Raw genomic sequence first — 24,313 nt, forward strand, 5'->3', positions numbered from 1 at the left:
CCGCATCTTTACTAATGTGGAAATTATATGATTGAGAGCTGGTTTTTTGTATTAGCAATGTTGGCTGTTTTACTTATTCCGGGCCCGACAAACGCATTACTTGCAACCGCCGCTCACTCACAAGGTTTATCTAAAACATTCTGGCTTATTCCAATGGAATGGTTGGGCTACGCTTATGGCATTAGTTTTTGGGCAGTGTTCATTCATTTGGCAGATCCGGTTTGGCCTGCACTACTGCTTATTTTGCACATCACTAGCGTATTATATGTATTCTGGATGGCATTCCGTTTATGGAAAACTAAGCATTTACAACAATTTAGCCAAAATCATCGTAATATTCGCCCACGTCAATTATTCTTCTCAACTTTAAAAAATCCTAAGTCTTTACTTTTTGCCGCAGGTATTTTCCCCACTGAAACATGGAATTCGCCTGAAAATTTTCTCATGGTTCTGGCTGCTTTTACTTTGATTCTTATTCCAGCAGCAAGTTTCTGGATGTTTTTCGGACGTGCTTTATTGACGGGATCAATGAAAAAAATAAAGGCCGATCATCTATATAAAGGATCGGCCATGTTACTTATTTTATGTATGCTTCCGGTGGTATTCCGTTTTTTCTAATTGGTCTTTAAACGTTAGCTTTTCGGTTTTTTAGCTTTTGACGTATGAAGCCGATCACACCCGGTAAAATACTAATAATAATGATGCCAAAAATAAGGTGGGTAAAGTTATCTTTTACAAGTGGATGTCCACCGAAGAGATAGCCTAAAGTGACAAAAGAAGCTACCCAACAGAATGCGCCAATTATGTTATAAGTTAAGAAAAACTTATAATTCATGCTGCCAGCGCCAGCAACGAAAGGTGCAAAGGTACGAGCAAATGGAATGAAACGTGCAAAAATAATAGTCTTGCCACCATGACGGGCGAAGAATTCTTGAGTCTTAATTAAATGTTGCTTATTAATAAAGCGTGAATTCATCTCAAATACACGTGGACCGATAAAACGTCCAATATGATAGTTCACTGTATCGCCTAAAACCGCGGCAATGAAGAGTAGAATGCCCAGTAACCAAGGGTCCATTGTGCCTGTAGAAGCTGCTAAAGCACCTGCTGCGAACAGTAAGCTGTCACCCGGTAAGAACGGCATAACCACTAAACCGGTTTCGACAAAAATAATTAAAAATAAAATGCCATAAATCCACGTCCCGTAATTTGTGATAAATTCGGCGAGATGCTGATCAACGTGTAGAATAAAATCAAGAAGTTCCATGAGATGATTAAGTGGTAAACCGTGCTCAAATCCTAGCAGCGAGCCTATAGAAAGTCAGTATAAAACATCAAAAATATACAAATTGATCATCCTATTTGTGCAACGATATATATGGATTTTGAGTATTTAATTATCAATGTCCCAAACCTAGAATGAGTTCATCAACAAATAAGCATTAAATAAAGGTGGCAATATGTTTAATCCAAATGTGGTGGTCAAAAATATCGTGACGCAACTAGGCGCAGACAGTTTTATTAGCCTTGTTGCTCGTCTTCTTATCGCTTATATCTTTCTTGCTGCTGGTTGGGGGAAAATTACCGGTTATGCAGCAACTGCAGGATATATGGAAGCAATGGGCGTTCCAGGTGGACTTCTACCATTAGTTATTCTGGTTGAGTTCGGTGGTGGTTTAGCGTTGTTATTTGGTTTCCAAGCACGTTTCGCAGCTTTTGGTCTTGGAATCTTTAGCATCTTAACTGCGTTCTTATTTCACCAAGGTGGGGCTGATGCAGCAGCACAATATAACAATGGCATCCACTTTATGAAAAATCTTGCAATGGCAGGTGGTTTATTCTTCTTGATGCTTCACGGTGCTGGACGTATTAGCCTCGACCATGCAATTGAAAAATAATATCTAAAGCAAAATAAAAACCGGATGATTCATTCATCCGGTTTTTTTATATTTAAAAATTAAAGCATAAACTGGATTTGTAGCTCACCAACAACAAAACCAAGTACTGCGCCTACTGCAATGAGTGCCCACTCATCTTCTTTAAAGGCTGGACGTAGCATACCTTCAAATTCCGAAGGCGTTAATTTCTGCATACGCTCAATCAGGGTATTGCGAATATTCATGGCATCTTCTGCATAAGACTCAACATATTTCATGGTCTCTGGAAGTTGCTGCATGATACGTTCCGCAACCTGAGTTTTCATATTCTGGTATTTTTCTCCACCAATTGCATAAACAACGAGGGGGCGGATTACACCTGCTTGCATGTCAATTTCCTGTTTGACATGACGGTTAACCAGCTCAATAACACGTGCAGAGTGAGTCCCTGAAAACAACTCTTCCATCATATGGCGTGAAGTCAAAAGTTGTTTGGAAATTAAAGCTGCATAGTCAGCTGCCACTTCATTTTGACGTTTAATAAATAGACCTTGCCATGTATAGCCCAATATTTTTTTCGGATAGAGGGGTCTAAACATCATTTGTAGGGCAATCCAGTCACTAAAAAAACCTACAAATCCGCCAAACAGAGGTAGCATCCAAGGATATTTTCCTTGTGTGACAATCCAGCAGAGCATCTGGATCACACCAATACCAAAACCAAATACAAAACCAACGTTACTGAAAAACTTAAACTCTTGTTTGCCTACACGTTTAAAAATATTGTTCAGTAGGCGTTTGTCTTTAAGTAAATTACTAATGACCAAATGTTTAATATCAAAATATCGATTTACGTCACGTTGCACTTCACTCATGATGTGCTCGACAATTTCCGGGGCTTTTGATTGCACTCTGCGGATCAGTCTTTGGCGGGCAAACTCAGGCATGCCTTCCCATAAGCCTGGTTGATATTCTTGAGCAACCTCACGGGTAATATCTTCTGCTGCTGCCATTAATGGTTTTTCAATTTCTTTAGCAATACGCTTTGGGTCAAGGCGAGCAAAAATTTCTTCGGGCTTAATGAGCTTAGCCGTCATAAGCTCTACAGCAGTCGTTGCCATTTTTTCGGCTTTACGAGGCACAATACCTTGCCAGCCAAAAAACGGTTTAATACCTTTAAATTCAAGTGGTGAAAACATCATTTGAATGGCAATCACTTTAGTGACATAGCCAATTAAACCACTCATGAAAGGAATAGAGACATACAACCAAAAATGTTGCTGGAAATCTGCAATCATAGTTTGAAGCATTGTTGTTCCTTAGATTTCTATTGATTTTGATATGGGGCAACAAGCCATAAAAAACGGATAACTGTTTAAGGTCAGACAAATATCGCTTAATGGTATTTACCTTTCCATGGTAATGCCTGTTTTATCGGGTCATCTTAACATCAAATTCATTATGATGTTGCATAGAATGTGATGAATTTATCAATGTGCATGAAGTTCTAAAGTAACTTTTAGGGTATTGATAAATATAAATAAATAATATTTTATATCGATTATTCTAACTATTAAAATGATTCTAATATGAAAAAAATAAGATATATGATGATTTGCGGTGCGTCGAAGCGTGAAAAATGTTAAAATGGCGCGCTTAATTCTTTTGCCATTTAGTGGTTTGTCATGACTACCAATACTCAAATTACTGAAGATCGTATCCTGATCCTGGATTTCGGCTCTCAATATAGTCAGCTCATTGCACGTCGTGTACGTGAAGCTGGTGTTTACTCTGAAATGTATGCCTTTGATATGTCTGAAGAAGACATCCGTGCTTTTAAGCCAAACGGTATCATTTTATCAGGTGGACCTGAGAGTGTGCATGAAGAGGGCAGCCCTCGCGCACCGCAAGTGGTGTTTGAATTAGGCGTTCCAGTATTGGGTATTTGCTATGGTTTACAAACCATGTCTGAACAGTTAGGCGGTAAAGTTGAGCCGGGTACTGTACATGAGTTTGGTTATGCTGAAGTTGATATCGTTAAACGTGACCAACTTATTGGCAACTTACAAGACCGCGAAAACCAACTACACGTTTGGATGAGCCACGGCGACAAAGTGAGCCAGATTCCAGAAGGTTTTACGATTACTGCAAGCACACCAAGCTGTCCAGTTGCTGCTGTAAGTGATGAAACACGCCGTTTTTACGGTGTTCAGTTCCACCCAGAAGTAACACACACGGCAAAAGGTGAAGAGCTACTTTCTAATTTCGTTCACAAAATTTGTGGATGTGGTGGCCTTTGGACACCTGAACACATCATCGATTTGCGTGTAGAGCAGTTACGTGAGCAAATTGGTAACGAGAAAGTACTTTTAGGCCTTTCTGGTGGTGTTGACTCATCTGTTGTTGCTGCACTTTTACACAAAGCGATTGGTGATCAATTAACATGTGTATTTGTTGATAATGGTTTGCTTCGTTTAAACGAAGGTGACCAAGTGATGCAAATGTTTGCTGAAAACATGGGTATTCGTGTTATTCGTGCAGATGCAGAAGCACGTTTCTTAAATGCTCTAGCTGGCGTTACCGATCCTGAAGCGAAGCGTAAAATTATTGGTCGTGAGTTTATTGAAGTATTTGCTGAAGAAGCACGTAAACTTGATGGCGTGAAATTCTTGGCGCAAGGTACAATTTACCCAGACGTAATTGAATCTGCTGCAAGCAAACAAGGTAAAGCACACGTTATTAAATCTCACCACAATGTGGGTGGTTTACCAGACGATTTAGCATTTGAATTGGTTGAGCCTTTACGTGACTTGTTTAAAGATGAAGTACGTAAATTAGGTACTACACTTGGCTTGCCACATAGCATGATCTACCGTCATCCATTCCCGGGCCCAGGTTTAGGCGTTCGTATTTTGGGTGAAGTGAAAAAAGAATATGCAGATATTCTTCGTCTTGCTGATGATATCTTTATGCAAGAGCTTCGTGACAGCGGTTGGTATGATAAAACAGCTCAAGCATTTGCTGTCTTCCAACCTGTTAAATCAGTGGGTGTAGTCGGTGATGGCCGCCGTTATGCATGGGTGATTGCGCTTCGTGCAGTTGAAACAGTTGACTTTATGACAGCTCGTTTTGCACATTTACCATACGAATTGGTTGATAAAATCTCAACACGCATTATGAACGAAATTAAAGATGTATCACGTGTGGTATACGACGTGTCATCTAAACCACCAGCAACGATTGAGTGGGAATAATCAAATGAAAAGGCAGGATTAAATCCTGCGTTTTTTATATCTGTTTCTTCCGAAGGAGGTGAGAGATGTCTGATTTCATTCAGTTAGAATATCTACAAGAAAAATTACAGCAACTTTTAGCGGAATCATTATTTGCAATCTATCTTTATGGTTCAGCTGTTGATGGTGGCTTAGGGCCAGAAAGTGACCTTGATGTTCTGGTCGTGGTTACTCAACCATTAACATCTGCTTTACGCGAGCAGCTTGCACAAGAATTACTAAAAATTTCACAGCCTGTTGGAGAATTACAAAGACCATTAGAAGTTACTATTTTATTAAAAGACGAGATTCAGTCTGGAAATTATCCTTTAAGTTATGAAATGCAGTTTGGTGAATGGCTACGTGAAGAACTTAAAGAAGGTGGAACATTAAGTTCGCAGAAAGACCCAGATATTAGTATATTGCTTAGAAAAGCGAGATTTCATCATGCAGTTTTATTTGGTCCAGCTTTAGACCAATGGGCACCTGAAATTTCTGATCAAGAACTATGGCAAGCAATGTCTGACACTTACCCTGAAATTGTAGCGCATTGGGATGAAGATGCAGATGAAAGAAACCAGATTTTAGCTTTATGCCGGATCTATTTTAGTTTAGTCATGAAGGATATTGCTTCAAAAGACAATGCAGCACGATGGGTTAAGTCTCAGCTTCCTCCTGAGCAGAAATTCGTATTGCAGCGGCTTATACAGGAATATAGAGGGGAAATCGGCAAGCAAAATTGGCAAGAGGAACATTATGCTTTGCAGCCTATTGTTAATTTTCTGAGTTCAAAAATTGAAGAGCAGTTTGAGCAGAAAAGAAATTTGATCACATAATAATTTTTTAGATTCTGGCTTTTTTTACCGACTTTACTAAACATACGGCTATATAAGATTGCTTAAGCACTCTTTTTTTATTACTTAGTGTTTAAAGAAAATAATATTAATTTTAATAATTATCAAAGCAATAGGTTGGCTTTTATTACTTTTTCTTGATAAAAGATATATTAAGATATATCTTAATGGTTATAAATTAGTATATCAGGGAACCTCCAAAGATGAGACAACAATCAGAACATCATCATGCTGAACATAATGACCATCATCACGCCCATCACCGTTCGGGGCGTCGTGGGAGACTTTTTGAAGCTGGACGTATGAAACTTTTAGTCCTTCATCTTATTCAGCAAAGTCCTAAGCATGGTTATGAAATTATTAAAGAAATAAGTGATTTGGTAGGCGATGGCTATACACCAAGTGCAGGAACAATCTATCCGACTTTAACCAGCCTGGAAGAAATGAACCTCATTAACTTGCTAGATGTAGAGCGTAAACAATATCAAATTACGGAATTTGGGGAAGCTTATTTAAATGAACACCAAGACAAGCTAAGTGGGTTGTTAGAGAAATTGCGTTTGAGACGTGAAATTCACAGTAATGATCAATTAATCGAAATTCACCGTGCCATGGAAAACTTAAAGACGGCTTTACGTTTGAAATTGAATACCACTGAGTTGAAGCAAGAGCAGATCTATCAAATTGCTGAAAAAATTGATCAGGCTGCTGTTGCGATTGGGCGCCTATAGGTGGGTCTTAAACAGGTTGAAATTATCTAAAAACTATCAACTTTAATAGAGGGTTTATGTATGAAACAGCATCAATATCACGTTACGGTACAACATTTAAAAGATGCCAAAGGGGAAGTTTCTACCTATACGGAAAGGCTCGAGTTCTATACTGGTAATCATGACGATATTTTTGAGATTGTTGAAAAGTTAAAGAAAGCAGAATTTTTTGATGATCAAACCACAAAGTCTTTTGCAGTCGGTCTAAAGTTATTTAGTGAAGTCATGTTAGAGAATCGAGACCATCCATTGTTTCAAGAATTCTTGCCACAGTTTGGACAATTTATGAAAAATTTAAAACAACAAGTTAAGACTCAATCACCTTAAGTTGGCCATATACCTTTAAATTTTCGATTGTTAAAAATTGATTGTCTCATTCATAGCACCCTGTGTATTACTAAAAGACTATATTGAATAATGAGTGTATTGTTAAGATCAGTATAACGACTCATTGCAAAAGCATAGGTAAAAGAGAGTAATATCATGAGCAATAATAACGATTACGATATTTCGGATTCAAAGGATTGCGAAAAATTTGCCAATCAATTTATTCAGGAATTTCCAATTCGCTCTGCCGAAATTGGACAGGGGACGGTGATTAAGCGGGCTTTACCTAGTCGACAAAAAAGAATGATTGGGGCATGGTGCTTTTTAGATCATGCAGGACCAGTAACATTTCCTGCCGGCAATGGTTTAGATGTAGGACCTCATCCACATATTGGTTTGCAAACCTTCACTTGGATGATTGAAGGGACCATGATGCATACCGATAGTTTAGGGTCAAAGCAATTAATTCGCCCTAAACAGGTAAATTTGATGACAGCAGGACATGGTATTTCTCATACCGAGGTTGCACCTGATACTGAAACTCAAATGCATGCGGCACAGCTCTGGATCGCCTTACCGGACCATAAGCGCAACATGGATCCGAAATTTGAACATTATCCCGATCTTCCTGTTGTTGAAAAAGACGGTCTGGAATTTACTGTACTGGTGGGTGAATATTTAGAGACGACTTCTCCAGTTGTGGTTCATACACCGTTAGTAGGGGTTGATCTCATTGCTACCCAAGATACTAAAACACGTATTCCACTAAATCCTGAATTTGAATATGGTTTTATGGCATTAGATGGCGTAGCTCATGTGAATGGCCATGAACTTACTGCTGACAATATGGTTGTATTAGATACAGGTTTGAACGAAATTGAGATTGAAGTAAAGAAAGGGAACCGTGTGCTATTAATCGGTGGTGAACCTTTTGAAACTCCGATCTTATTATGGTGGAATTTCGTTGCACGTACGATGGACGATTTAAAAGAAGCACGTGAGCAATGGGTTAATCATGACGTGCGTTTTGGTGAAATTCCAGATTATGTGGGTGCCCGCTTAGAAGCACCAGTTCTTCCAGATCAAATGAGAGCATCAAAATGACAGCAGTAATTGCGAGCAGTAAAGCAAAGCCTCTTGCAGAACAATGGAAAGGTGAAATTACCAGCGGCCGTCATCAATACTTTTGTGATGAGCCTGAAAAGCTAGAAGGGCATGACCAAGGGCCTGCACCTTATGATTTGCTTACCGGAAGTCTAGCAGCATGTACACTTATTACTTTAAGAATGTATGCAAAACATAAGGGTTATGATTTTGGTGAGTACTCGGTTGAAATTGATTTTCATACCAACCGAGAGCATGAAGAACATATCGAGCGTCGTATTGTTTTTAAAGAACTTCCAAACGAAGAACTTCAGCAAAAAATCTTAACGATATGCAGTAAAACTCCAGTCACTAAAACTTTGTTACGTAGTTTAGACATTCATACTGTGCTTGTTACAGCATAAAAATGCTATTTTGTTGCGGTGGATGATTTATATCCATCCCACAAATGGAATAAAACAGCATGTTCACATGCTGTTTTTTATGTAAAAAAGAAAAATAAAAGTAGGCAATACCATGATTAGTGTACACCACCTGGAATGTTCGCGATCGTTTCGGATTTTATGGGCTTTAGAAGAGTTAGGCTTGGATTATGATATTCATTTTTATCAGCGTCTTCCGAACTATTCAGCACCAGAAACATTGAAATGTATTCATCCGCTTGGCAAGGCACCTATTTTGACAGATGATGAGCAAGTTATCGCGGAATCGGCTGTTATTTTAGAGTATTTGCAGCAGCGATATGATCAAAAGCAGCAGTTTAAACCTAAGCAAGCTCAGGATTTACAGCAGTATATTTACTGGATGCACTATGCCGAAGGCTCACTTATGCCGTTATTAGTGATGACTTTGGTCATGAACAACGTCAATAAACATGTACCTTGGCTAATTCAGCCTGTGGCAAAGAAAATTACAGAAGGGGTTAAAGCAAATTTTGTTCGTCCACGTATGAAAGACCATATTAGTTTTTTAGAAAATTATTTGGCTGAGCATGAATATTTTGCGGGGGATTTTTCATTTGCAGATATTCAAATGAGTTTTCCACTAGAGGCTTTACAGTCACGTCTTCAAGGTAAATATCCGCATATTCAAGCATTCTTACATCGGATTCAACAAAGACCAGCTTTTCAAAAAGCGAGACAGAAAGGTTTAGGGTCAAACGAAAGAAATTGTGCTGATATATAAAAGAAAAGGAACAAATATTTGTTCCTTTTTTATTACTTAATCTTTATTTGCGTTTAATCACAATAGAGTCAATACCGCTATGCTGCAATGTTTGTTGAGCAGCGAGAGCAGCTTCTTGAGTGTCATATGGACCAGAAATAACACGATACCAAGTTTTTCCATTCTCAGAGCTTTTAATTACATCAGCCGATAAGCCATTTAAAATGATTTCTGCACGTCGAGCATCTGCTTGATCGGGGTCAGTATAGCTTCGAACTTGTAAAATATAATTTGGTTGTTGAGGTATAGCAGCTGTTGAGTCAGTCGTGTCGTCAGTGCTTACACTTGCAGGTTCAGAAGCGGCAGGTTGAGCTGTACTAGGTGCTTCTACAATCATAGCAGTACCCTGATTTTTACTTTCTGGAATTGCCTGTTCCGGAATAGGAGTGACCTGCTGTTGAGGCAATAGATCATAAAAGCGGTAATCTTTATTGGTTTCTTCTTCTTTATAGTGCTCAGAAGTAATCTGGTTTTTTGAGGAAACAGGTTGCCACGGTTTCCAAAGCATGAGCATTACTGCGATACATAAGACCGCTAAAATAGCGACAAGTGTCCCTAACCATTTAGGAATTAAAGGCTTTTTAGGCTTGTTAGGTCTTTCAGATACACCGCGTTGCGTTTTGCCAAACACGTGGATTATTCCTCTGTATTTTGATTGTTTTATTTCGAGTTTAGTTCTCGTTTACTTTAAAACATCGCTTCGCATAGATAGATTTCCTTGCAAAGCGTTATTTCTTACAACATGAAGGGGTATATGGCTTTGACCAAACACCCCAACACTAACTTACATGGCTTCAGGTGCAGAAACACCGAGTAATTCTAAGCCATTGCGCAATACTTGCTGTACATTGATTGAAAGTAATAAGCGTGCTTGTGTAAGTTCAGCATCATCACTTAAAACTTTGTGTTCATTGTACCAACCGTGGAATAGCGCAGCTAATTCTTTTAAGTAGTTACCTACTTGGTGTGGTTCATATGCATTAGCAGCACGTAACACAACGTCTGGATATGCAGCCAGTTTAGCAAGAATTTCAGTTTCTGCATCAAGTGATAAACGTGCAGCATGTGAACGAGCAGCACTTACTTCAAATTGTAAGCCAGTGCTTGCTGCTTTTTCTAGCATACGGCAAATACGTGCATGAGCGTATTGAATATAATACACCGCATTGTCTTTACTTTGTGAAACAGCAAGGTCAAGGTCAAAGTCAATGTGTTGTTCACTTTTACGCATCACGTAGTAGAAACGAGCTGCATCATTGCCGACTTCTTTACGCAAGTCACGTAAAGTCACGAACTGACCTGAACGAGATGACATTTGAACCATCTCACCACCACGCCATAAGCTTACGAACTGAACTAAAAGAACAGTTAATTTTTTCGAGTCATAACCCATTGCATCAATCGCAGCTTTTACGCGAGAGATATAACCGTGGTGGTCAGAACCCCAAATATCAACAAGGTCAGTATAACCACGTTGTAGTTTATTTAAGTGATATGCAATGTCAGATGCAAAGTAAGTCGTTTGACCATTACGGCGCTTCACAACACGGTCTTTTTCATCACCAAATTCAGTCGATTTAAACCAGATGTTGCCATCTTTTTCATATAAGAAGCCGCGTTGATCAAGTGTTTCTAACGCTTCGTCAATTTTTGCGCTAAGAGATGCTTCACTAAACCATTGGTTAAAGGTTACGCCGAAGTCAGCAAGATCATCTTTAATATCATCTAAAATGGCATGAAGTGCTGCTTGATGGAATACGCGGTAGCCTTCACCTAATAATTGTTGTGAGTTGGCAATAAGACCGTCAATGTGTTTTTCTTTATCACCAGATAATACGACTTTGTTGCCTTCGCTATCTAGCTCTTCAGCATATTGCACGTCTTCTGGTACATCTTTATAAACATTCGCAACTTCACGAACGTAAGCATCGCCATCTTTATCAATGATGCCTTGTGCGATTTCTTTAACGTAATCGCCTTGATATGCATTTTTAGGGAATACAAGGTTTTGTCCAAGTAATTCCAAATAACGTAAATAAGTAGAAGTCGCCAAAATATCCATTTGACGGCCAGCATCATTCACGTAGTACTCACGGTCAACTTTAGCACCTGTTGCTTCAAGCAAGTTTGCAACAGTCATACCATAAGCAGCACCACGGCCATGACCTACGTGTAGGCTAGACGTCGGGTTTGCAGAAACAAATTCAACTTGAATCTTTTTAGCTGCATTTGATTGGCTACGACCAAAGCTTTCTTTTTGAGCTTGAATCTGGTCAAGAATTGCAAAACGTTGATCTGCATTTAAAAAGAAATTGATAAAACCAGGGCCTGCAATTTCAGCTTTGCTGATGTCTGCAACTTCTGGTAGCGCTGCTAGAATTTTCTCAGCTAAATCGCGTGGTTTCATACCAGCAGCTTTAGAGCCGATCATGGCAATATTAGAAGCAAAATCGCCATGGCTTCGGTCTTTGGTGCGTGTTAAATTGCTTGAATTATTCCAATCCGAAGGAAGCACACCTTCTTGCTGAAGGGTTTGCACTGCATGGTCGAGAGCTGCTTGTATTGCCGTATTCATATCAATCGAAAATAGATGTCGCAGAAAAACGTCAAATATAGCAAATTTCCTATGAGTTAGGGGAGTGCATTTAACGCTTTCATTTAATTTCTTTCTTGAAATTTCATGGAACTATTTTTTTTGTAAATATTAAAAAATAAAATTAGTAAAATTCTAAAAATACGTAAATACAGGCTTTTTAGGTAATATTTTTGAAATTATAAGATAGTAAAACACTTGGTATTTTTTATGGAAATGTAAGACAGGGTAAAAATATAAGATTCTAAGTCAGATATAGAGTTAAGAAAGAATAATTTAAAAAAAGATAAAAATGTAAGTAATTAATTTTTAATATTAATTTTGTTATATGTTTTTTCTAAATAGTATTCAATTTCAATATCACAGTTTAAAATACCTATTTTGTATTAAATAGTCTTAAGCTTACGCATACAATGAGCTTTAGAGAGTGCTGAAACTGTACTTTTCTGAGTTCTAAGCTGGAAAATGAGATAGGCAATGATATCAGGTCACCCAAGTAAACATCCCCTTTATATCCCTTATGCAGGCTATACACTTTTAGAGTTACCCCTTTTGAATAAAGGGTCCGCTTTCACTCAAGAGGAAAGAAGTAACTTTAACTTACACGGGTTACTTCCACATATTATTGAAACTATCGAAGAGCAAAGCCAACGCTCTTATCAGCAATATTGTGCTTTCAATGATGATATTAATAAGCACATCTATTTACGTAATATCCAAGATACCAACGAAACTCTGTTCTACCACTTAATTGAAAATCATCTTGAAGAGATGATGCCAATTATTTACACGCCAACTGTGGGTGAGGCATGTCAACGTTTCTCTGATATCTATCGCCGTCATCGTGGTGTTTTCATTTCATATCCAGATCGTGATGTGATTGATGATATTTTGCAAAACGTTAATAAAAATAATGTCAAAGTCATCGTGATTACAGATGGTGAACGTATTTTAGGTCTTGGTGACCAAGGCATTGGTGGCATGGGTATTCCAATTGGGAAACTTTCGCTGTATACCGCATGTGGTGGTATTAGCCCTGCTTACACATTGCCAATCACAATCGATGTAGGGACGAATAACCCTCAATTATTAAATGACCCGATCTACATGGGATGGCGTCAACCACGTATTAGTGGTGATGAGTATTATGACTTTGTAGATATGGTGATTGAAGCTGTAAAGCGTCGTTGGCCAAAAGCGCTCATCCAGTTTGAAGATTTCGCACAAAAAAATGCGATGCCACTTTTAGAAAAATATCGCGATAAAATTTGTTGTTTCAATGATGATATTCAAGGAACAGCAGCGGTTTCTGTTGGTAGTTTAATTGCTGCAAGCCGTGCAGCAGGTAAACAATTAAAAGACCAAACAATTGCTTTCTTAGGTGCAGGTTCAGCTGGTTGTGGTATTGCAGAGCAAATCGTTGCACAAATGGTTTCAGAAGGTCTAACCGATGCTGAAGCACGTGCTCGTGTTTACATGGTAGATCGTTTTGGTTTGATTACTGAAAATCAGCCAAACCTATTAGACTTCCAACGTAAGTTAGCTCAAAAAGCTGAAGTAGTAGACCAATGGGGCAATATTGAAGAAGTGATTTCACTGCTTGATGTTGTTAAAAATGCCAAGCCTACAGTATTAATCGGTGTTTCTGGTCAGCCGGGCCTATTTACTGAAGAAATCATTAAGACCATGGCTGCCAATTGTGAACGACCAATTGTGATGCCGTTATCTAACCCGACTTCGCGTGTAGAAGCAGTACCGGCGGATATTGTGGAATGGACTGAAGGTAAAGCATTAATTGCAACGGGTAGCCCATTTGCACCTGTAAATCATCACGGCAAGCTTTATAATATTTCACAGTGCAATAACTCATATATCTTCCCTGGTATTGGTTTGGGTGTAGTAGCATCAGGTGCTAAACGCGTTACAGAAAACATGCTTATGGCATCAAGTAGTGCTTTGGCAGACTGTTCACCGTTGCTGAAAGATCCACAAGCTGACTTATTGCCACCTTTAGGCGAAATTCAACAAGTGTCTAAAGTAATTGCATTTGAAGTGGCAAAAGCTGCAATGGCAGATGGTGTGGCTGTAACTATTAGTGATGATTTGCTTAAGCAGAAGATTGATCAATCGTTCTGGAAACCAGAATACCGTAAATATAAACGTATTCCTTTCTAAAAGTTTGGACATATAAAAAGGGGGTAAATTACTCCCTTTTTTATTAACTTAATTTAGCTAAAATAATTTTTAAATTTTCTAAAATATAAAGTAGATGATTCACCTTTTATAAAATACATATCATAAATCTATGATCATAAGTTATTCATAAGTTTTTCTATGGTTAAGTTTATATATAATTGCTGGGTAATGGCTTTAATCAAGATTAGTTTTTAAATAACACATAATTATGAGTACTTTTTTATGAAAAATATTTATATTTTAATTTTTATAGGCGCTTTAATAGCTTGTAGTGATAAAGGCACAGATAAAAACCAGCATAATTCTAATCATAAATTAGACGTGGTGCAGACGGAAACAAACAAATCACAGTCTGTTGTAGGTGAAAATCAAGAGAATACAGATAAGACGGTTAAAACGAAAGAAGCTGATCAAGTAGCTCAATTCTCTTGTTCAAATCCCAATATTACCCAATGGTATGGTTTCAATGAAAATATTGCTGAGCCTAAATGTGAGGTTGTAAAGAACTTTCAATTGAAAGCTTATAAGTGTGATATTTCGAAGAATGCCTTTGGTGCAAGTAAAGATGCTATTTTGCTAGAAAATCAAGATAAACGAATTTTCGTTTATTCAACTTCTAAGGATTGTAATGAAATGCTCGAAGTAAGAAATGCTAATGCGCCTTAAATTTTTATTTAAAAGTAATTTTTATTAATTTATGAAGGTGAAGCATAATATCTTTATAAATGGCAAAAGATTTATATTTACTCTTTGGTCTTAAAGAAAAAGTAGCTACCGTGATAGCTACTTTTTTAAAAAATTTACTTTACTCTTCTAAAATTTCTTCTAATAGTTCTTCACTTGGTGCAAAGTAATATGCCCCGTCAAGTGGTGTCACGAAGTGCAATAAGCGGTCATGGATGCCATCCCCACTTGTACCAAACATGCGCTTTAACATCGCATCAATAATGCTCAGGTCTTTAGTGTAAGCAATGAAGAATAAACCTTGATCACCTCGACCGTCACCATAAGGTAAGCTGTGACGTAGGATTTCCATTTCTTCGCCTTCCTCATCTTCAACGACAGTACGAGCGACATGGGCATTTTCCGGTTTAACATCATCATCTAATTCAATAGATTCAAGCTTGGTACGGCCCATGACATTTTCTTGTGCATCGACTTTAAGTTTTTTCCATTTTTCCAAGTCATGTGCATAGCGCTGCGCAAATATGAAACTACCATCTGCAAATACTCCAGCACTTTCTGGGAGGAGAGCAGTTTCTGCGCGGTCATCTGGAAATTGAGGGTTTTCAGTACCATCTATAAAGCCAGTAATATCGCGACCATCGAAATAACGGAAGCATACACGCTCATCCAGAACTTCAACTTTATCTTTAATCCCTTCAAAAAATGCTTGGCTTAAAGCAAAACAGATATCAGAACGCATACTGGCAATGTGAATAAGCACATCAGCTGGTACGACTGGCATATTGAATGCGCCATTTTCTGGTTCAAGTTGTTTAAAACCAGCAGGAGATTGGCTGTAAAGCTGCTTCCAAAGTTCTGGACCAAAAGCGACTGCTGTTTTAATTTGTGCGTCTGAATGTTGAGTAATGAGACGGTCACGTGTTTCGAATAAAGCTTCGAGTTGTTCTTTTAATTCAGCAATTGTTAAATCTTTTAAACGAAGAACAATAAAACGGGCATGATCTGATGGTAATGGCAAAATGACAGATTGAGCAGTCATTAGAAGATCTCTCCTCAATTATAATTTAGTATGAGCTTCAATTATTGTGCCTGATGCGAAGAGCTGTTAGTAGTCTATTTATTGATTTTATTGTTTGAATTATCGCCACGATAGTTTTATAAAACGGTATAATTTCACTTTTATTGTCTATTTTCGCTATGTCTTTGCAAGTTTGGTTTGCTTATATGTTGGCCTGTTGGGTCATTAGTATTTCTCCGGGAGCAGGGGCAATTGCTTCTATGTCGAGCGGCTTAAATTATGGCTTTAGACATGGCTATTGGAATGCGATCGGTTTGCAAATCGCCTTGTTAATTCAAATCATGATTGTAGCTGCGGGTGTAGGTGTTCTATTCGCAACGACCCCGTTGGCTTTTCAAGCCGTTAAGTGGTTCGGGGTAGCCTATTTATTGTATTTAGCTTATTTGCAGTGGACAGCACCTGTAAAAGACATAGAAATTCAACACGAAAAAAAGGATAAATCTGTTTCTGCTCTGCTGTTAAATGGATTTGTGGTCAATATCAGTAATCCTAAAGCGATTGTATTTCTATTGGCAGTTTTGCCTCAGTTCTTAGATTTAAGCAAACCTCAATGGATACAATATCTGATTATGGCAGCTACTATGGTTACGATTGATTTGATTGTAATGGCTGGTTATACAGGGCTAGCTTCAAAAGTTTTAAGATTGCTACGTTCTCCTAAGCAACAAAAATATTTGAACCGTGGTTTTGCTGTCATGTTTAGTTGTGCAGCGTTATTGCTAAGTACGGTCCATCAAGCAGCCTGATTTAGGCCGCTTGAGTTTGATTTTTGATTTTTTGAACCATAAAGATAAGTGCAAAACTCAACGCCATACATAAAACAATACTGAGACCAGTCGAGATATTAAGTGCTGCGCTTGACCATAGGCCAACACTGACACCGAGTTGAGCTAAAACAAAGGCCCAAATAACCATCTGCTTTGGTGAGTGAGCGAGTAATCGAGCGCTCAATGCTGGAATAACCAGTAGTGCCCCCATTAAAAGTGAACCTACTGCACGTAAAGCTAGTACTGTAAATAAGGCTAGTAATAACATAAAAATGAGACGTTGCCATTTCGCATTTACCCCTTCACTAATTGCAATATCCGGATCAATGGCAATTTGAATTTGAGGCTGCCAAAAGCGATAAAGAATTGCCAGTGATACTGCAATAATTAATGTGAAAACAGGTAGGTCTGGCCAATCAATACTTAGTAAGTCACCAAACAAATAACTTAAAAGCTCCGGTCTTAAACTTGGAACATGTTGAATAAACAGGAGGCCACTACATAGTAATGTTGCTGAGCATAGGGCAAGCAAAGCATCGTTTGGTAAACGATTGTCATGTAGTGCCCACAAAATAGCGACTAATAAAATTGCAGTACCTGCTACGCCAAGCCAGAGAGGAAGGCTTAAAGCACCAGCAATTGCTACACCAAGTAAGGTTCCATGTGCCATGGTGTCTGCAAAAAAAGACATACGTCTCCATAGCATGAGACAACCAAGTGGTGCAGTCAAAAAGACTAATAAGGTTCCCATAATCCATGCGGGTAACAATAATTGTAACCATTCCATCATGGCTTAAGCTTCCGGTTCCGGGTGAATGTGAGGTCTGCTATTGTGAGGGCAGGGGTGAGCAGCGTCACCATGCGCACAGTGATCATGATGATGTTGATAGAAAACTCGCTGAGTACCGAATATTGCTTGGTATTCAGGATGCTGCTGAATACTTTCTGGTAAGCCGCTACAGCATATATGCTTGTTTAAACAGACAACGCGTTGAGTTCCCTGCATGACCCACTGTAAATCATGGGAAACAATTAAAATAGCACAACCATAACGCTCCGGCAGACTACGTACATATTCATAAAGCTCAGCTTCTGATTGAATATCTAAGCCTTGCATGGGTTCATCAAGAACGAGGATATCTGGCTTTCTAAGTAAAGCACGTGCGAGCAGTACACGTTGGCGCTCTCCACCAGAAAGTTGCTGAACTTTTGATTGTTGTAGTTTGGCAATACCGGTGTCTTGAATAATTTCCTGACGAAGGGCAGGGCTACACTTTTCAAGATCTAATAAATCTTGTACCCGTAAAGGAAGACTATGAGATGGATTAAATTTCTGAGGCACATAAGCCATTTTTAGTTTTTTATTGCTTATGACGCGTCCACTACTTGGCTTTAAAATACCAAGTAGAACTTTAATTAAAGTTGATTTACCTGCGCCATTGGGACCAATTAAGGTCACAATTTCATTTTCATGCAGAGCAAAATCAACTTTTTTTAATATATCCCGCTGATCACGATGAACAGAGACCTGTTCAAGTTGAATCAATACAGGATTTAACGAGCTGTGCGGCACTGCTGGCATTTCCCCGAAATTTCTATAATGCTGTGTTGTGCTGCGAAATCATCTAAAGCTGCAAGTTGGTCAAGTTGTTGGGTTAGACCTTGTGAAGATGCTTCTTTAACCGTGTGACATTCGGTACAAATCAGGAATGCAGCCTGATGACCTTCACGTGGGTGACAGCATGGTATATAAGCATTAATAGATGTTAAGCGATGAATAAGACCCTTTTCTAATAAAAAGTCTAAAGTTCTATAAACAGTAGGAGGGGCGGCAGGGCGATCTGTTTGACTTTTAATACGTGCTAATAAGTCATAGGCACCCATAGGACCTGAAGCATTTAAAATGAGTTCAAGAACTTCTTTACGCAAAGGCGTAAGGCGTGCACCGACCGCAGTACATAAAGTTTCTGCTTCAGCTAAACGACTTGCGACATTATGGTGATCATGTACACCATGCAAAGAATCATGATGTTCATGCATGCAAGAACTCATAGACATAACCTCAAATTTTTAATGGAATATTAGCATGAAGCGGTGCTTCATTCGATTAATCTTAGGTATTTTTGTAACTTTGTTATATTATAACATGCTTCGAGCTATTACTAATTGATGGTCTGTCATGTTCCGCGTTTTTGTTTTCAGTCTGTTCTCTCTTATGAGTACGTTAGGTTGGAGTCAGGGTTTGGTTGTCTCTACGCACCCAATCTATTTGATTGCAAAAGAAATTACCAAAGGAGTTGAAGAACCCCAGTTATTGCTTCAAGGGCAAAGTGGGCATGATGTACAGTTAACACCGGCACACCGTAAAGCAATTAATGATGCTTCTTTAGTGATCTGGTTAGGAAAAGCTCATGAAGCTCCGCTCAACAAATTACTAAGTAACAATAAGAAAGCAATTGCTTTGTTAGATAGCGGTATTCTTTCTATTTTGCCGCAGCGCAATACACGTGGGGCTGCTTTACCAAATACTGTGGATACGCATGTTTGGTTAGAACCAAACAATGCAGTACGTATTGGCTTTTTTATTGCAGCTTTACGATCACAACAGCATCCTGAAAACAAAGCGAAGTATTGGAATAATGCGAATACATTTGCACGAAATATGTTGCAGGCGGCTCAAGCTTACGATAGCTCAAGCAACGGTAAACCGTATTGGTCTTATCATGATGCTTATCAATATTTGGAGCGTTCGCTAAACTTAAAGTTTGCGGGTGCCTTAACGGATGATCCGCATGTAGCTCCTACAGCGGCACAAATAAAGTACCTTAATGATAGTCGACCAAAAGCTCAGATGTGTTTACTTGCTGAAAGTTTTACAACAAAAGGGCAATATCAAAAACTGGGTAGTATTACCTTCCAACCCGTTGATGAAAGTATGAATAATGAAGATAATTTTGTAACAGCATGGAAGAAACTGGCGATAAAAACCGATAAATGTGTATTAAATACGCAAAAGTGAGATAAAAAGTAAACAAAGGCTGACTGTAGCGTCAGCACCACCTGTCACGAAAAACCCCGACTAAAGTCGGGAAAAGATTGCATGTTCAGGGGTGTAACTCTATAATGCCTGCGATTAAAAGCGATCATCAGCTAAACTTGTCAAGCATTTATGCTGTGAGTGGATAAAAATGAGCCAAACTAGTCGCTTGATTGACCGACGATTAGCAAAAGCTTTGGTCTTCTTACAAGCATGCATGATCCCTGTTTCCGCACTTGTGGCGTGGAGCATAAAAGACATGACAGCAGCATTAAGTGCGGCACTTGGTGCATTGGTCTGCTGGCTTGCTACGAGCTATTTTGCGTGGCAATCCTTCAGAACTGCAGGTGCGAGAGCATCTAAACAAGTGCTGTCTAACATGTATAGGGGCATGTTAGGCAAATTTGCAATCATGATCGTTGGATTTATTTTGATTTTGAGCAATGTTAAACCTTTATCACCGTTAGCATTGCTGTTTGGTTTTATTCTCGTTCAAGCGATGTCGTGGGTTGCTCCTTTTTGGGTGTCACGTCTACAAAAACGGGTATAGAAACAAGAAGAATTGAAGATTTTTTGGAGGGTGGCGAGATATCGACAGTACGCCGATGTTCGTTTCCCTTCTTTTTAGTAATTGACATTGACCAGGTGTGATTTATGGCTGCTGAAGAACATGCCCTCACTTCGACAGAGTATATCAAGCATCACTTGACCAATATGACCTATGGCAAAATGCCAGATGGTACATGGAAATTGGCTGAGACTGCTGAAGAAGCTCATTCGATGGGGTTCACTGCAATTCACTTGGATTCAATGGGTTGGTCAATTGGCCTTGGTGTGATTTTCTGTTTGTTATTTTGGATAGTTGCGAGAGCTGCAAATGCTGGCGTTCCAACAAAATTCCAATCTGCAATTGAAATGATCATTGAGTTTGTTGACTCAAGTGTCCGTGATACTTTTCATGGCAAATCACGTTTAATCGCTCCACTTGCACTCACTATTTTCGTGTGGATTTTCCTCATGAACTTAATGGACTTGATCCCAGTTGACTGGATTCCTCAAGTTGCTGCATTTGTGGGTGCTAACGTATTTGGTATGGACCCTCACCACGTTTACTTCAAGATCGTTCCATCTACAGATCCAAACATTACCCTTGGTATGTCTTTATCTGTGTTTGTACTTATCTTGTTCTACAGCATCCGCGAAAAGGGTGTTGGCGGTTTCGTAGGCGAGTTGGCACTTAACCCATTTAACCCAAGTAATCCAGTTGCAAAAGCGTTGCTTATTCCAGTGAACTTGATTTTGGAATTGGTAACATTCCTTGCTCGTCCTATTTCATTGGCTCTCCGACTATTCGGTAACATGTATGCCGGTGAGTTGATCTTTATCCTGATCGCATTATTGCCGTTCTGGATTCAATGGGCGTTATCTGTGCCTTGGGCGATCTTCCACATTCTTGTAATCACGTTGCAGGCATTCATCTTTATGATGCTTACCATCGTTTACTTGAGCATGGCAAGCGAAAAACATTAATGGTATTGCCTAACTGTCAAACGATGGTTGGGCTGAATTTTTTTAATTTAATTTGGTAATAACCTAACCTCTGAGGAATTTTTCATGGAACTCACTTTAGGTCTAGTTGCAATTGCATCTGCTATCTTGATCGCTTTCGGTGCTTTGGGTACTGCGATTGGTTTTGGTCTTTTGGGTGGTCGCTTTTTAGAAGCTGTTGCTCGTCAACCAGAATTAGCTCCACAACTTCAAACTCGTATGTTCTTAATCGCGGGTCTTCTTGATGCTGTGCCTATGATCGGTGTTGGTATTGGCTTGTTCTTCATCTTCGCTAATCCATTTGTAGGTTAATCAGCTTAATTCCTAAATCCACTATTTGAGGAATTGCAATGAATATCAACCTCACATTGATTGGTCAAGCGATTGCGTTTGCGTTTTTTGTCGCATTCTGCATGAAGTTTGTTTGGCCACCACTAATCAATGCGATTAGTGAGCGTCAGCGCAAAATCGCTGATGGCTTAAATGCAGCAGAAAAAGCGAAAGCTGACCTTGCCGATGCACAAGCGCAAGTAAAGCAAGAGCTTGATGCGGCTAAAGCACAAGCGGCTCAATTGATCGAACAAGCGAACCGTCGTGCAGCGCAATTGATCGAAGAAGCTCGTACTCAAGCTGCGGCTGAAGGTGAGCGTATTCGTCAACAGGCTAAAGAAGCTGTTGATCAAGAAATCAATTCTGCTCGCGAAGAATTACGTCAACAAGTAGCTGCCTTGGCAGTAACTGGTGCAGAAAAGATCCTGAACCAACAAGTTGATGCAGAAGCTCATAACGCCATGCTGTCTCAGCTGGCTGCTAAACTTTAAGCGAGGCGAATTATGGCTGAACTCTTGACGTTGGCACGTCCGTATGCCAAAGCAGCATTTGCTTATGCTTCTGAGCAAGGTGCAACAGACAATTGGTCGAATGCGTTACAAGTGCTCAGTGCTGCGGTGCAAGACGAAGCATTTTCCGCTTATTTAAATCGCCCTGAACTTACTCCTGCGGAGCAAGTGAAGCTTTTTGCTAAAGTTTTAGGTGAAGATCAGTCTCAAGCAGTGTCTAACTTTTTGACACTTCTTGCAGATAACGATCGATTAGTGTTGTTACCTGAAATTGCAGCAGAATATGAACAGCTTAAATCACAGAATAACAACAATGTGGATGTCGTGATTGAATCGGCTTTCCCGTTAACTGCTGAACAAGAGCAACTGTTGAAATCTGCTTTAGAAAAGCGTTTTAACAGCACAGTAACTGTTTCAGTTGAAGTTAAACCTGAGCTTATTGCAGGTGTTGTAATTCGTGCAGGCGATCAAGTGATAGATGATTCTGCGCTTAACAAGCTTGAAAAAATGCGTACTCGTCTTCTTGCATAATGCAAATGATGAAGACTGAACTAATAAAAGATTGAGGAATAGCGCAATGCAACAACTGAATCCATCCGAGATCAGTGCGCTCATTAAACAGCGTATCGGAGATCTGGACACCAGCGCGACCGCTAAAAACGAAGGTACCATTGTTATGGTATCCGACGGTATCGTGCGTATTCACGGTCTTGCTGATGCAATGTACGGTGAAATGATCGAATTCGACGGCGGCTTATTTGGTATGGCACTGAACCTAGAACAGGATTCAGTGGGTGCCGTTGTTTTAGGTAACTACCTAAGCCTTCAAGAAGGTCAAAAAGCTCGTTGTACAGGTCGTGTTTTAGAAGTTCCAGTTGGTCCTGAACTTCTTGGCCGTGTCGTAGATGCTTTGGGTAACCCAATTGATGGTAAAGGCCCAATTGATGCAAAATTAACTGATGCTGTTGAAAAAGTAGCACCAGGTGTAATTTGGCGTCAATCTGTAGACCAACCTGTTCAAACTGGTTATAAATCAGTTGATACCATGATTCCTGTGGGTCGTGGTCAGCGTGAGTTGATTATTGGTGACCGTCAAACTGGTAAAACAGCAATGGCGATCGATGCGATTATCGCTCAGAAAAACTCTGGCATTAAATGTGTATACGTTGCGATTGGTCAAAAACAATCAACAATTGCAAACGTTGTACGTAAGCTAGAAGAAACTGGCGCTATGGCGTATACAACTGTTGTCGCTGCTGCGGCTGCTGATCCTGCTGCAATGCAGTATTTAGCTCCGTACTCTGGCTGTACAATGGGTGAATACTTCCGTGACCGCGGTGAAGACGCTCTTATCATTTATGATGATTTGTCTAAGCAAGCTGTTGCTTACCGTCAAATTTCATTGCTTTTACGTCGTCCACCAGGTCGTGAAGCGTATCCAGGTGACGTATTCTATCTTCACTCACGTCTTCTTGAACGTGCTTCACGTGTATCTGCTGAATACGTTGAGAAATTCACTAATGGCGCAGTAACTGGTAAAACTGGTTCTTTAACTGCATTGCCAATTATTGAAACTCAAGCAGGTGACGTATCTGCATTCGTACCAACAAACGTAATTTCGATTACTGACGGTCAGATCTTCTTAGAAACATCATTATTCAATGCAGGTATCCGTCCTGCTGTGAACGCGGGTATCTCTGTATCTCGTGTTGGTGGTTCTGCTCAAACTAAGATCATCAAAAAATTGTCTGGTGGTATCCGTACCGCTTTAGCGCAATACCGTGAATTGGCTGCGTTTGCTCAGTTTGCTTCTGACCTTGATGAAGCAACTCGTAAACAACTTGAACATGGTCAACGTGTAACTGAGTTAATGAAGCAAAAACAATATGCTCCTTACTCAATTGCTGACCAAGCTGTTTCTGTTTATGCATCTAACGAAGGCTATATGGCTGACGTAGAAGTTAAGAAAATCGTAGACTTTGATGCTGCGTTAATTGCTTACTTCCGTTCAGAATATGCTCCGTTGATGAAACAAATCGATGAAACTGGTGACTACAACAAAGACATCGAAGCAGCAATCAAAGCTGGTATTGAAAGCTTTAAAGCGACTCAAACTTACTAAGTTCAGTTTTAGTTAAGT

At 39.4% G+C, this 24,313-nt stretch carries 27 protein-coding genes; 19 read left to right on the top strand and 8 right to left on the bottom strand.

The window, feature by feature from the left end:
* Positions 1–27: 27 nt before the first annotated feature.
* Positions 28–618 (top strand): LysE family translocator, encoded by a 591-nt coding sequence (locus EG365_RS08800; protein WP_000573138.1) that lies wholly within the window; start codon positions 28–30, stop codon positions 616–618.
* Positions 619–625: 7 nt separating this feature from the next.
* Here the strand turns inward: EG365_RS08800 and EG365_RS08805 are convergent, their stop codons facing one another.
* Positions 626–1,267, bottom strand: coding sequence for a DedA family protein (locus EG365_RS08805; RefSeq protein WP_000421342.1), 642 nt, complete (start codon positions 1,265–1,267; stop codon positions 626–628).
* A gap of 193 nt (positions 1,268–1,460) precedes the next feature.
* Between EG365_RS08805 and EG365_RS08810 the strand changes: the two genes are divergently transcribed.
* Positions 1,461–1,898 carry a DoxX family protein gene (locus EG365_RS08810; RefSeq protein ID WP_000483005.1) on the top strand — a complete coding sequence of 146 codons (438 nt, stop codon included), beginning with the start codon at positions 1,461–1,463 and terminating at the stop codon, positions 1,896–1,898.
* A gap of 59 nt (positions 1,899–1,957) precedes the next feature.
* Here the strand turns inward: EG365_RS08810 and EG365_RS08815 are convergent, their stop codons facing one another.
* Positions 1,958–3,175 carry a DUF445 domain-containing protein gene (locus EG365_RS08815; RefSeq protein WP_169518027.1) on the bottom strand — a complete coding sequence of 406 codons (1,218 nt, stop codon included), beginning with the start codon at positions 3,173–3,175 and terminating at the stop codon, positions 1,958–1,960.
* 387 nt (positions 3,176–3,562) lie between these two features.
* Here EG365_RS08815 and guaA point away from each other — a divergent pair, with 387 nt between their 5' ends.
* The 7 genes from guaA to EG365_RS08850 all read left to right on the top strand — a co-directional run bounded on the left by guaA (position 3,563) and on the right by EG365_RS08850 (position 9,389).
* Positions 3,563–5,131 carry a glutamine-hydrolyzing GMP synthase gene (gene guaA / locus EG365_RS08820; protein WP_000210750.1) on the top strand — a complete coding sequence of 523 codons (1,569 nt, stop codon included), beginning with the start codon at positions 3,563–3,565 and terminating at the stop codon, positions 5,129–5,131.
* 65 nt (positions 5,132–5,196) lie between these two features.
* A complete protein-coding gene (locus tag EG365_RS08825) occupies positions 5,197–5,985 on the top strand; it encodes an ANT(3'')-II family aminoglycoside nucleotidyltransferase (RefSeq protein WP_001279061.1) in 789 nt (262 codons plus the stop codon).
* A 221-nt stretch (positions 5,986–6,206) separates the two neighbouring features.
* On the top strand, positions 6,207–6,734 hold the full coding sequence (locus tag EG365_RS08830; RefSeq protein ID WP_001249774.1) for a PadR family transcriptional regulator: 528 nt from the start codon (positions 6,207–6,209) through the stop codon (positions 6,732–6,734).
* Positions 6,735–6,794: 60 nt separating this feature from the next.
* Entirely contained in the window at positions 6,795–7,100 is a 306-nt protein-coding gene (locus EG365_RS08835) for a DUF3861 domain-containing protein (RefSeq protein ID WP_000809281.1), read from the top strand.
* Between the two features lie 156 nt (positions 7,101–7,256).
* Complete coding sequence (locus EG365_RS08840) at positions 7,257–8,204, top strand: pirin family protein (protein ID WP_000069626.1); 948 nt, start codon at positions 7,257–7,259, stop codon at positions 8,202–8,204.
* Positions 8,201–8,608, top strand: coding sequence for an OsmC family protein (locus tag EG365_RS08845; protein WP_000127662.1), 408 nt, complete (start codon positions 8,201–8,203; stop codon positions 8,606–8,608). Before EG365_RS08840 ends, EG365_RS08845 begins: the two co-directional genes overlap by 4 nt.
* A gap of 112 nt (positions 8,609–8,720) precedes the next feature.
* Complete coding sequence (locus EG365_RS08850) at positions 8,721–9,389, top strand: glutathione S-transferase (protein WP_000626445.1); 669 nt, start codon at positions 8,721–8,723, stop codon at positions 9,387–9,389.
* A 43-nt stretch (positions 9,390–9,432) separates the two neighbouring features.
* On the opposite strand, the gene EG365_RS08855 is transcribed toward EG365_RS08850, so the two are convergent.
* Together EG365_RS08855 and argS are read right to left on the bottom strand one after the other, a co-directional pair.
* Positions 9,433–10,059, bottom strand: coding sequence for an SPOR domain-containing protein (locus EG365_RS08855; RefSeq protein ID WP_000467261.1), 627 nt, complete (start codon positions 10,057–10,059; stop codon positions 9,433–9,435).
* Between the two features lie 153 nt (positions 10,060–10,212).
* A complete protein-coding gene (argS, locus tag EG365_RS08860) occupies positions 10,213–12,003 on the bottom strand; it encodes an arginine--tRNA ligase (protein WP_001090284.1) in 1,791 nt (596 codons plus the stop codon).
* Positions 12,004–12,498: 495 nt separating this feature from the next.
* On the opposite strand from argS, the gene EG365_RS08865 reads away from it, so the two are divergent.
* Together EG365_RS08865 and EG365_RS08870 are read left to right on the top strand one after the other, a co-directional pair.
* Complete coding sequence (locus tag EG365_RS08865) at positions 12,499–14,196, top strand: NAD-dependent malic enzyme (RefSeq protein WP_000623101.1); 1,698 nt, start codon at positions 12,499–12,501, stop codon at positions 14,194–14,196.
* A 243-nt stretch (positions 14,197–14,439) separates the two neighbouring features.
* Positions 14,440–14,883, top strand: coding sequence for a hypothetical protein (locus tag EG365_RS08870; RefSeq protein ID WP_000790522.1), 444 nt, complete (start codon positions 14,440–14,442; stop codon positions 14,881–14,883).
* A 139-nt stretch (positions 14,884–15,022) separates the two neighbouring features.
* On the opposite strand, the gene EG365_RS08875 is transcribed toward EG365_RS08870, so the two are convergent.
* The gene (locus EG365_RS08875; RefSeq protein WP_000126808.1) at positions 15,023–15,943 is read right to left on the bottom strand and encodes a Dyp-type peroxidase; all 921 of its coding nucleotides are present in this window, start codon (positions 15,941–15,943) and stop codon (positions 15,023–15,025) included.
* Between the two features lie 158 nt (positions 15,944–16,101).
* On the opposite strand from EG365_RS08875, the gene EG365_RS08880 reads away from it, so the two are divergent.
* Positions 16,102–16,728, top strand: coding sequence for a LysE family transporter (locus EG365_RS08880; RefSeq protein ID WP_000058354.1), 627 nt, complete (start codon positions 16,102–16,104; stop codon positions 16,726–16,728).
* A gap of 1 nt (position 16,729) precedes the next feature.
* Here the strand turns inward: EG365_RS08880 and znuB are convergent, their stop codons facing one another.
* From znuB to EG365_RS08895, 3 genes are read right to left on the bottom strand one after another with little or no spacing between them, the layout of a single operon-like run.
* Positions 16,730–17,539, bottom strand: coding sequence for a zinc ABC transporter permease subunit ZnuB (znuB, locus tag EG365_RS08885; protein ID WP_000970834.1), 810 nt, complete (start codon positions 17,537–17,539; stop codon positions 16,730–16,732).
* Positions 17,540–17,542: 3 nt separating this feature from the next.
* The gene (znuC, locus tag EG365_RS08890; protein ID WP_001112013.1) at positions 17,543–18,331 is read right to left on the bottom strand and encodes a zinc ABC transporter ATP-binding protein ZnuC; all 789 of its coding nucleotides are present in this window, start codon (positions 18,329–18,331) and stop codon (positions 17,543–17,545) included.
* Positions 18,304–18,801 (bottom strand): transcriptional repressor, encoded by a 498-nt coding sequence (locus EG365_RS08895; protein ID WP_000093118.1) that lies wholly within the window; start codon positions 18,799–18,801, stop codon positions 18,304–18,306. The genes znuC and EG365_RS08895 overlap by 28 nt, the downstream gene beginning before the upstream one ends.
* A 127-nt stretch (positions 18,802–18,928) precedes the next feature.
* Here EG365_RS08895 and EG365_RS08900 point away from each other — a divergent pair, with 127 nt between their 5' ends.
* From EG365_RS08900 to atpA, 7 genes are all read left to right on the top strand, one after another.
* The gene (locus EG365_RS08900) at positions 18,929–19,768 is read left to right on the top strand and encodes a metal ABC transporter solute-binding protein, Zn/Mn family (RefSeq protein ID WP_000490203.1); all 840 of its coding nucleotides are present in this window, start codon (positions 18,929–18,931) and stop codon (positions 19,766–19,768) included.
* 169 nt (positions 19,769–19,937) lie between these two features.
* The gene (locus tag EG365_RS08905) at positions 19,938–20,336 is read left to right on the top strand and encodes an ATP synthase subunit I (RefSeq protein WP_000084237.1); all 399 of its coding nucleotides are present in this window, start codon (positions 19,938–19,940) and stop codon (positions 20,334–20,336) included.
* Between the two features lie 104 nt (positions 20,337–20,440).
* Entirely contained in the window at positions 20,441–21,316 is an 876-nt protein-coding gene (atpB, locus tag EG365_RS08910; RefSeq protein WP_000718586.1) for a F0F1 ATP synthase subunit A, read from the top strand.
* Between the two features lie 84 nt (positions 21,317–21,400).
* Positions 21,401–21,646, top strand: a complete 246-nt coding sequence (gene atpE / locus EG365_RS08915; RefSeq protein ID WP_000424060.1) for a F0F1 ATP synthase subunit C — start codon at positions 21,401–21,403, stop codon at positions 21,644–21,646.
* A 38-nt stretch (positions 21,647–21,684) separates the two neighbouring features.
* The gene (locus EG365_RS08920; protein WP_001024691.1) at positions 21,685–22,155 is read left to right on the top strand and encodes a F0F1 ATP synthase subunit B; all 471 of its coding nucleotides are present in this window, start codon (positions 21,685–21,687) and stop codon (positions 22,153–22,155) included.
* Positions 22,156–22,167: 12 nt separating this feature from the next.
* Positions 22,168–22,704, top strand: coding sequence for a F0F1 ATP synthase subunit delta (locus EG365_RS08925; RefSeq protein ID WP_000818995.1), 537 nt, complete (start codon positions 22,168–22,170; stop codon positions 22,702–22,704).
* Between the two features lie 46 nt (positions 22,705–22,750).
* Positions 22,751–24,295 (top strand): F0F1 ATP synthase subunit alpha, encoded by a 1,545-nt coding sequence (gene atpA, locus EG365_RS08930; RefSeq protein WP_001186635.1) that lies wholly within the window; start codon positions 22,751–22,753, stop codon positions 24,293–24,295.
* Positions 24,296–24,313: the final 18 nt, after the last annotated feature.

The sequence above is a fragment of the Acinetobacter sp. FDAARGOS_494 genome, from assembly GCF_003812225.1.
In the GTDB taxonomy this organism is placed as follows: Bacteria; Pseudomonadota; Gammaproteobacteria; order Pseudomonadales; family Moraxellaceae; genus Acinetobacter; species Acinetobacter baumannii.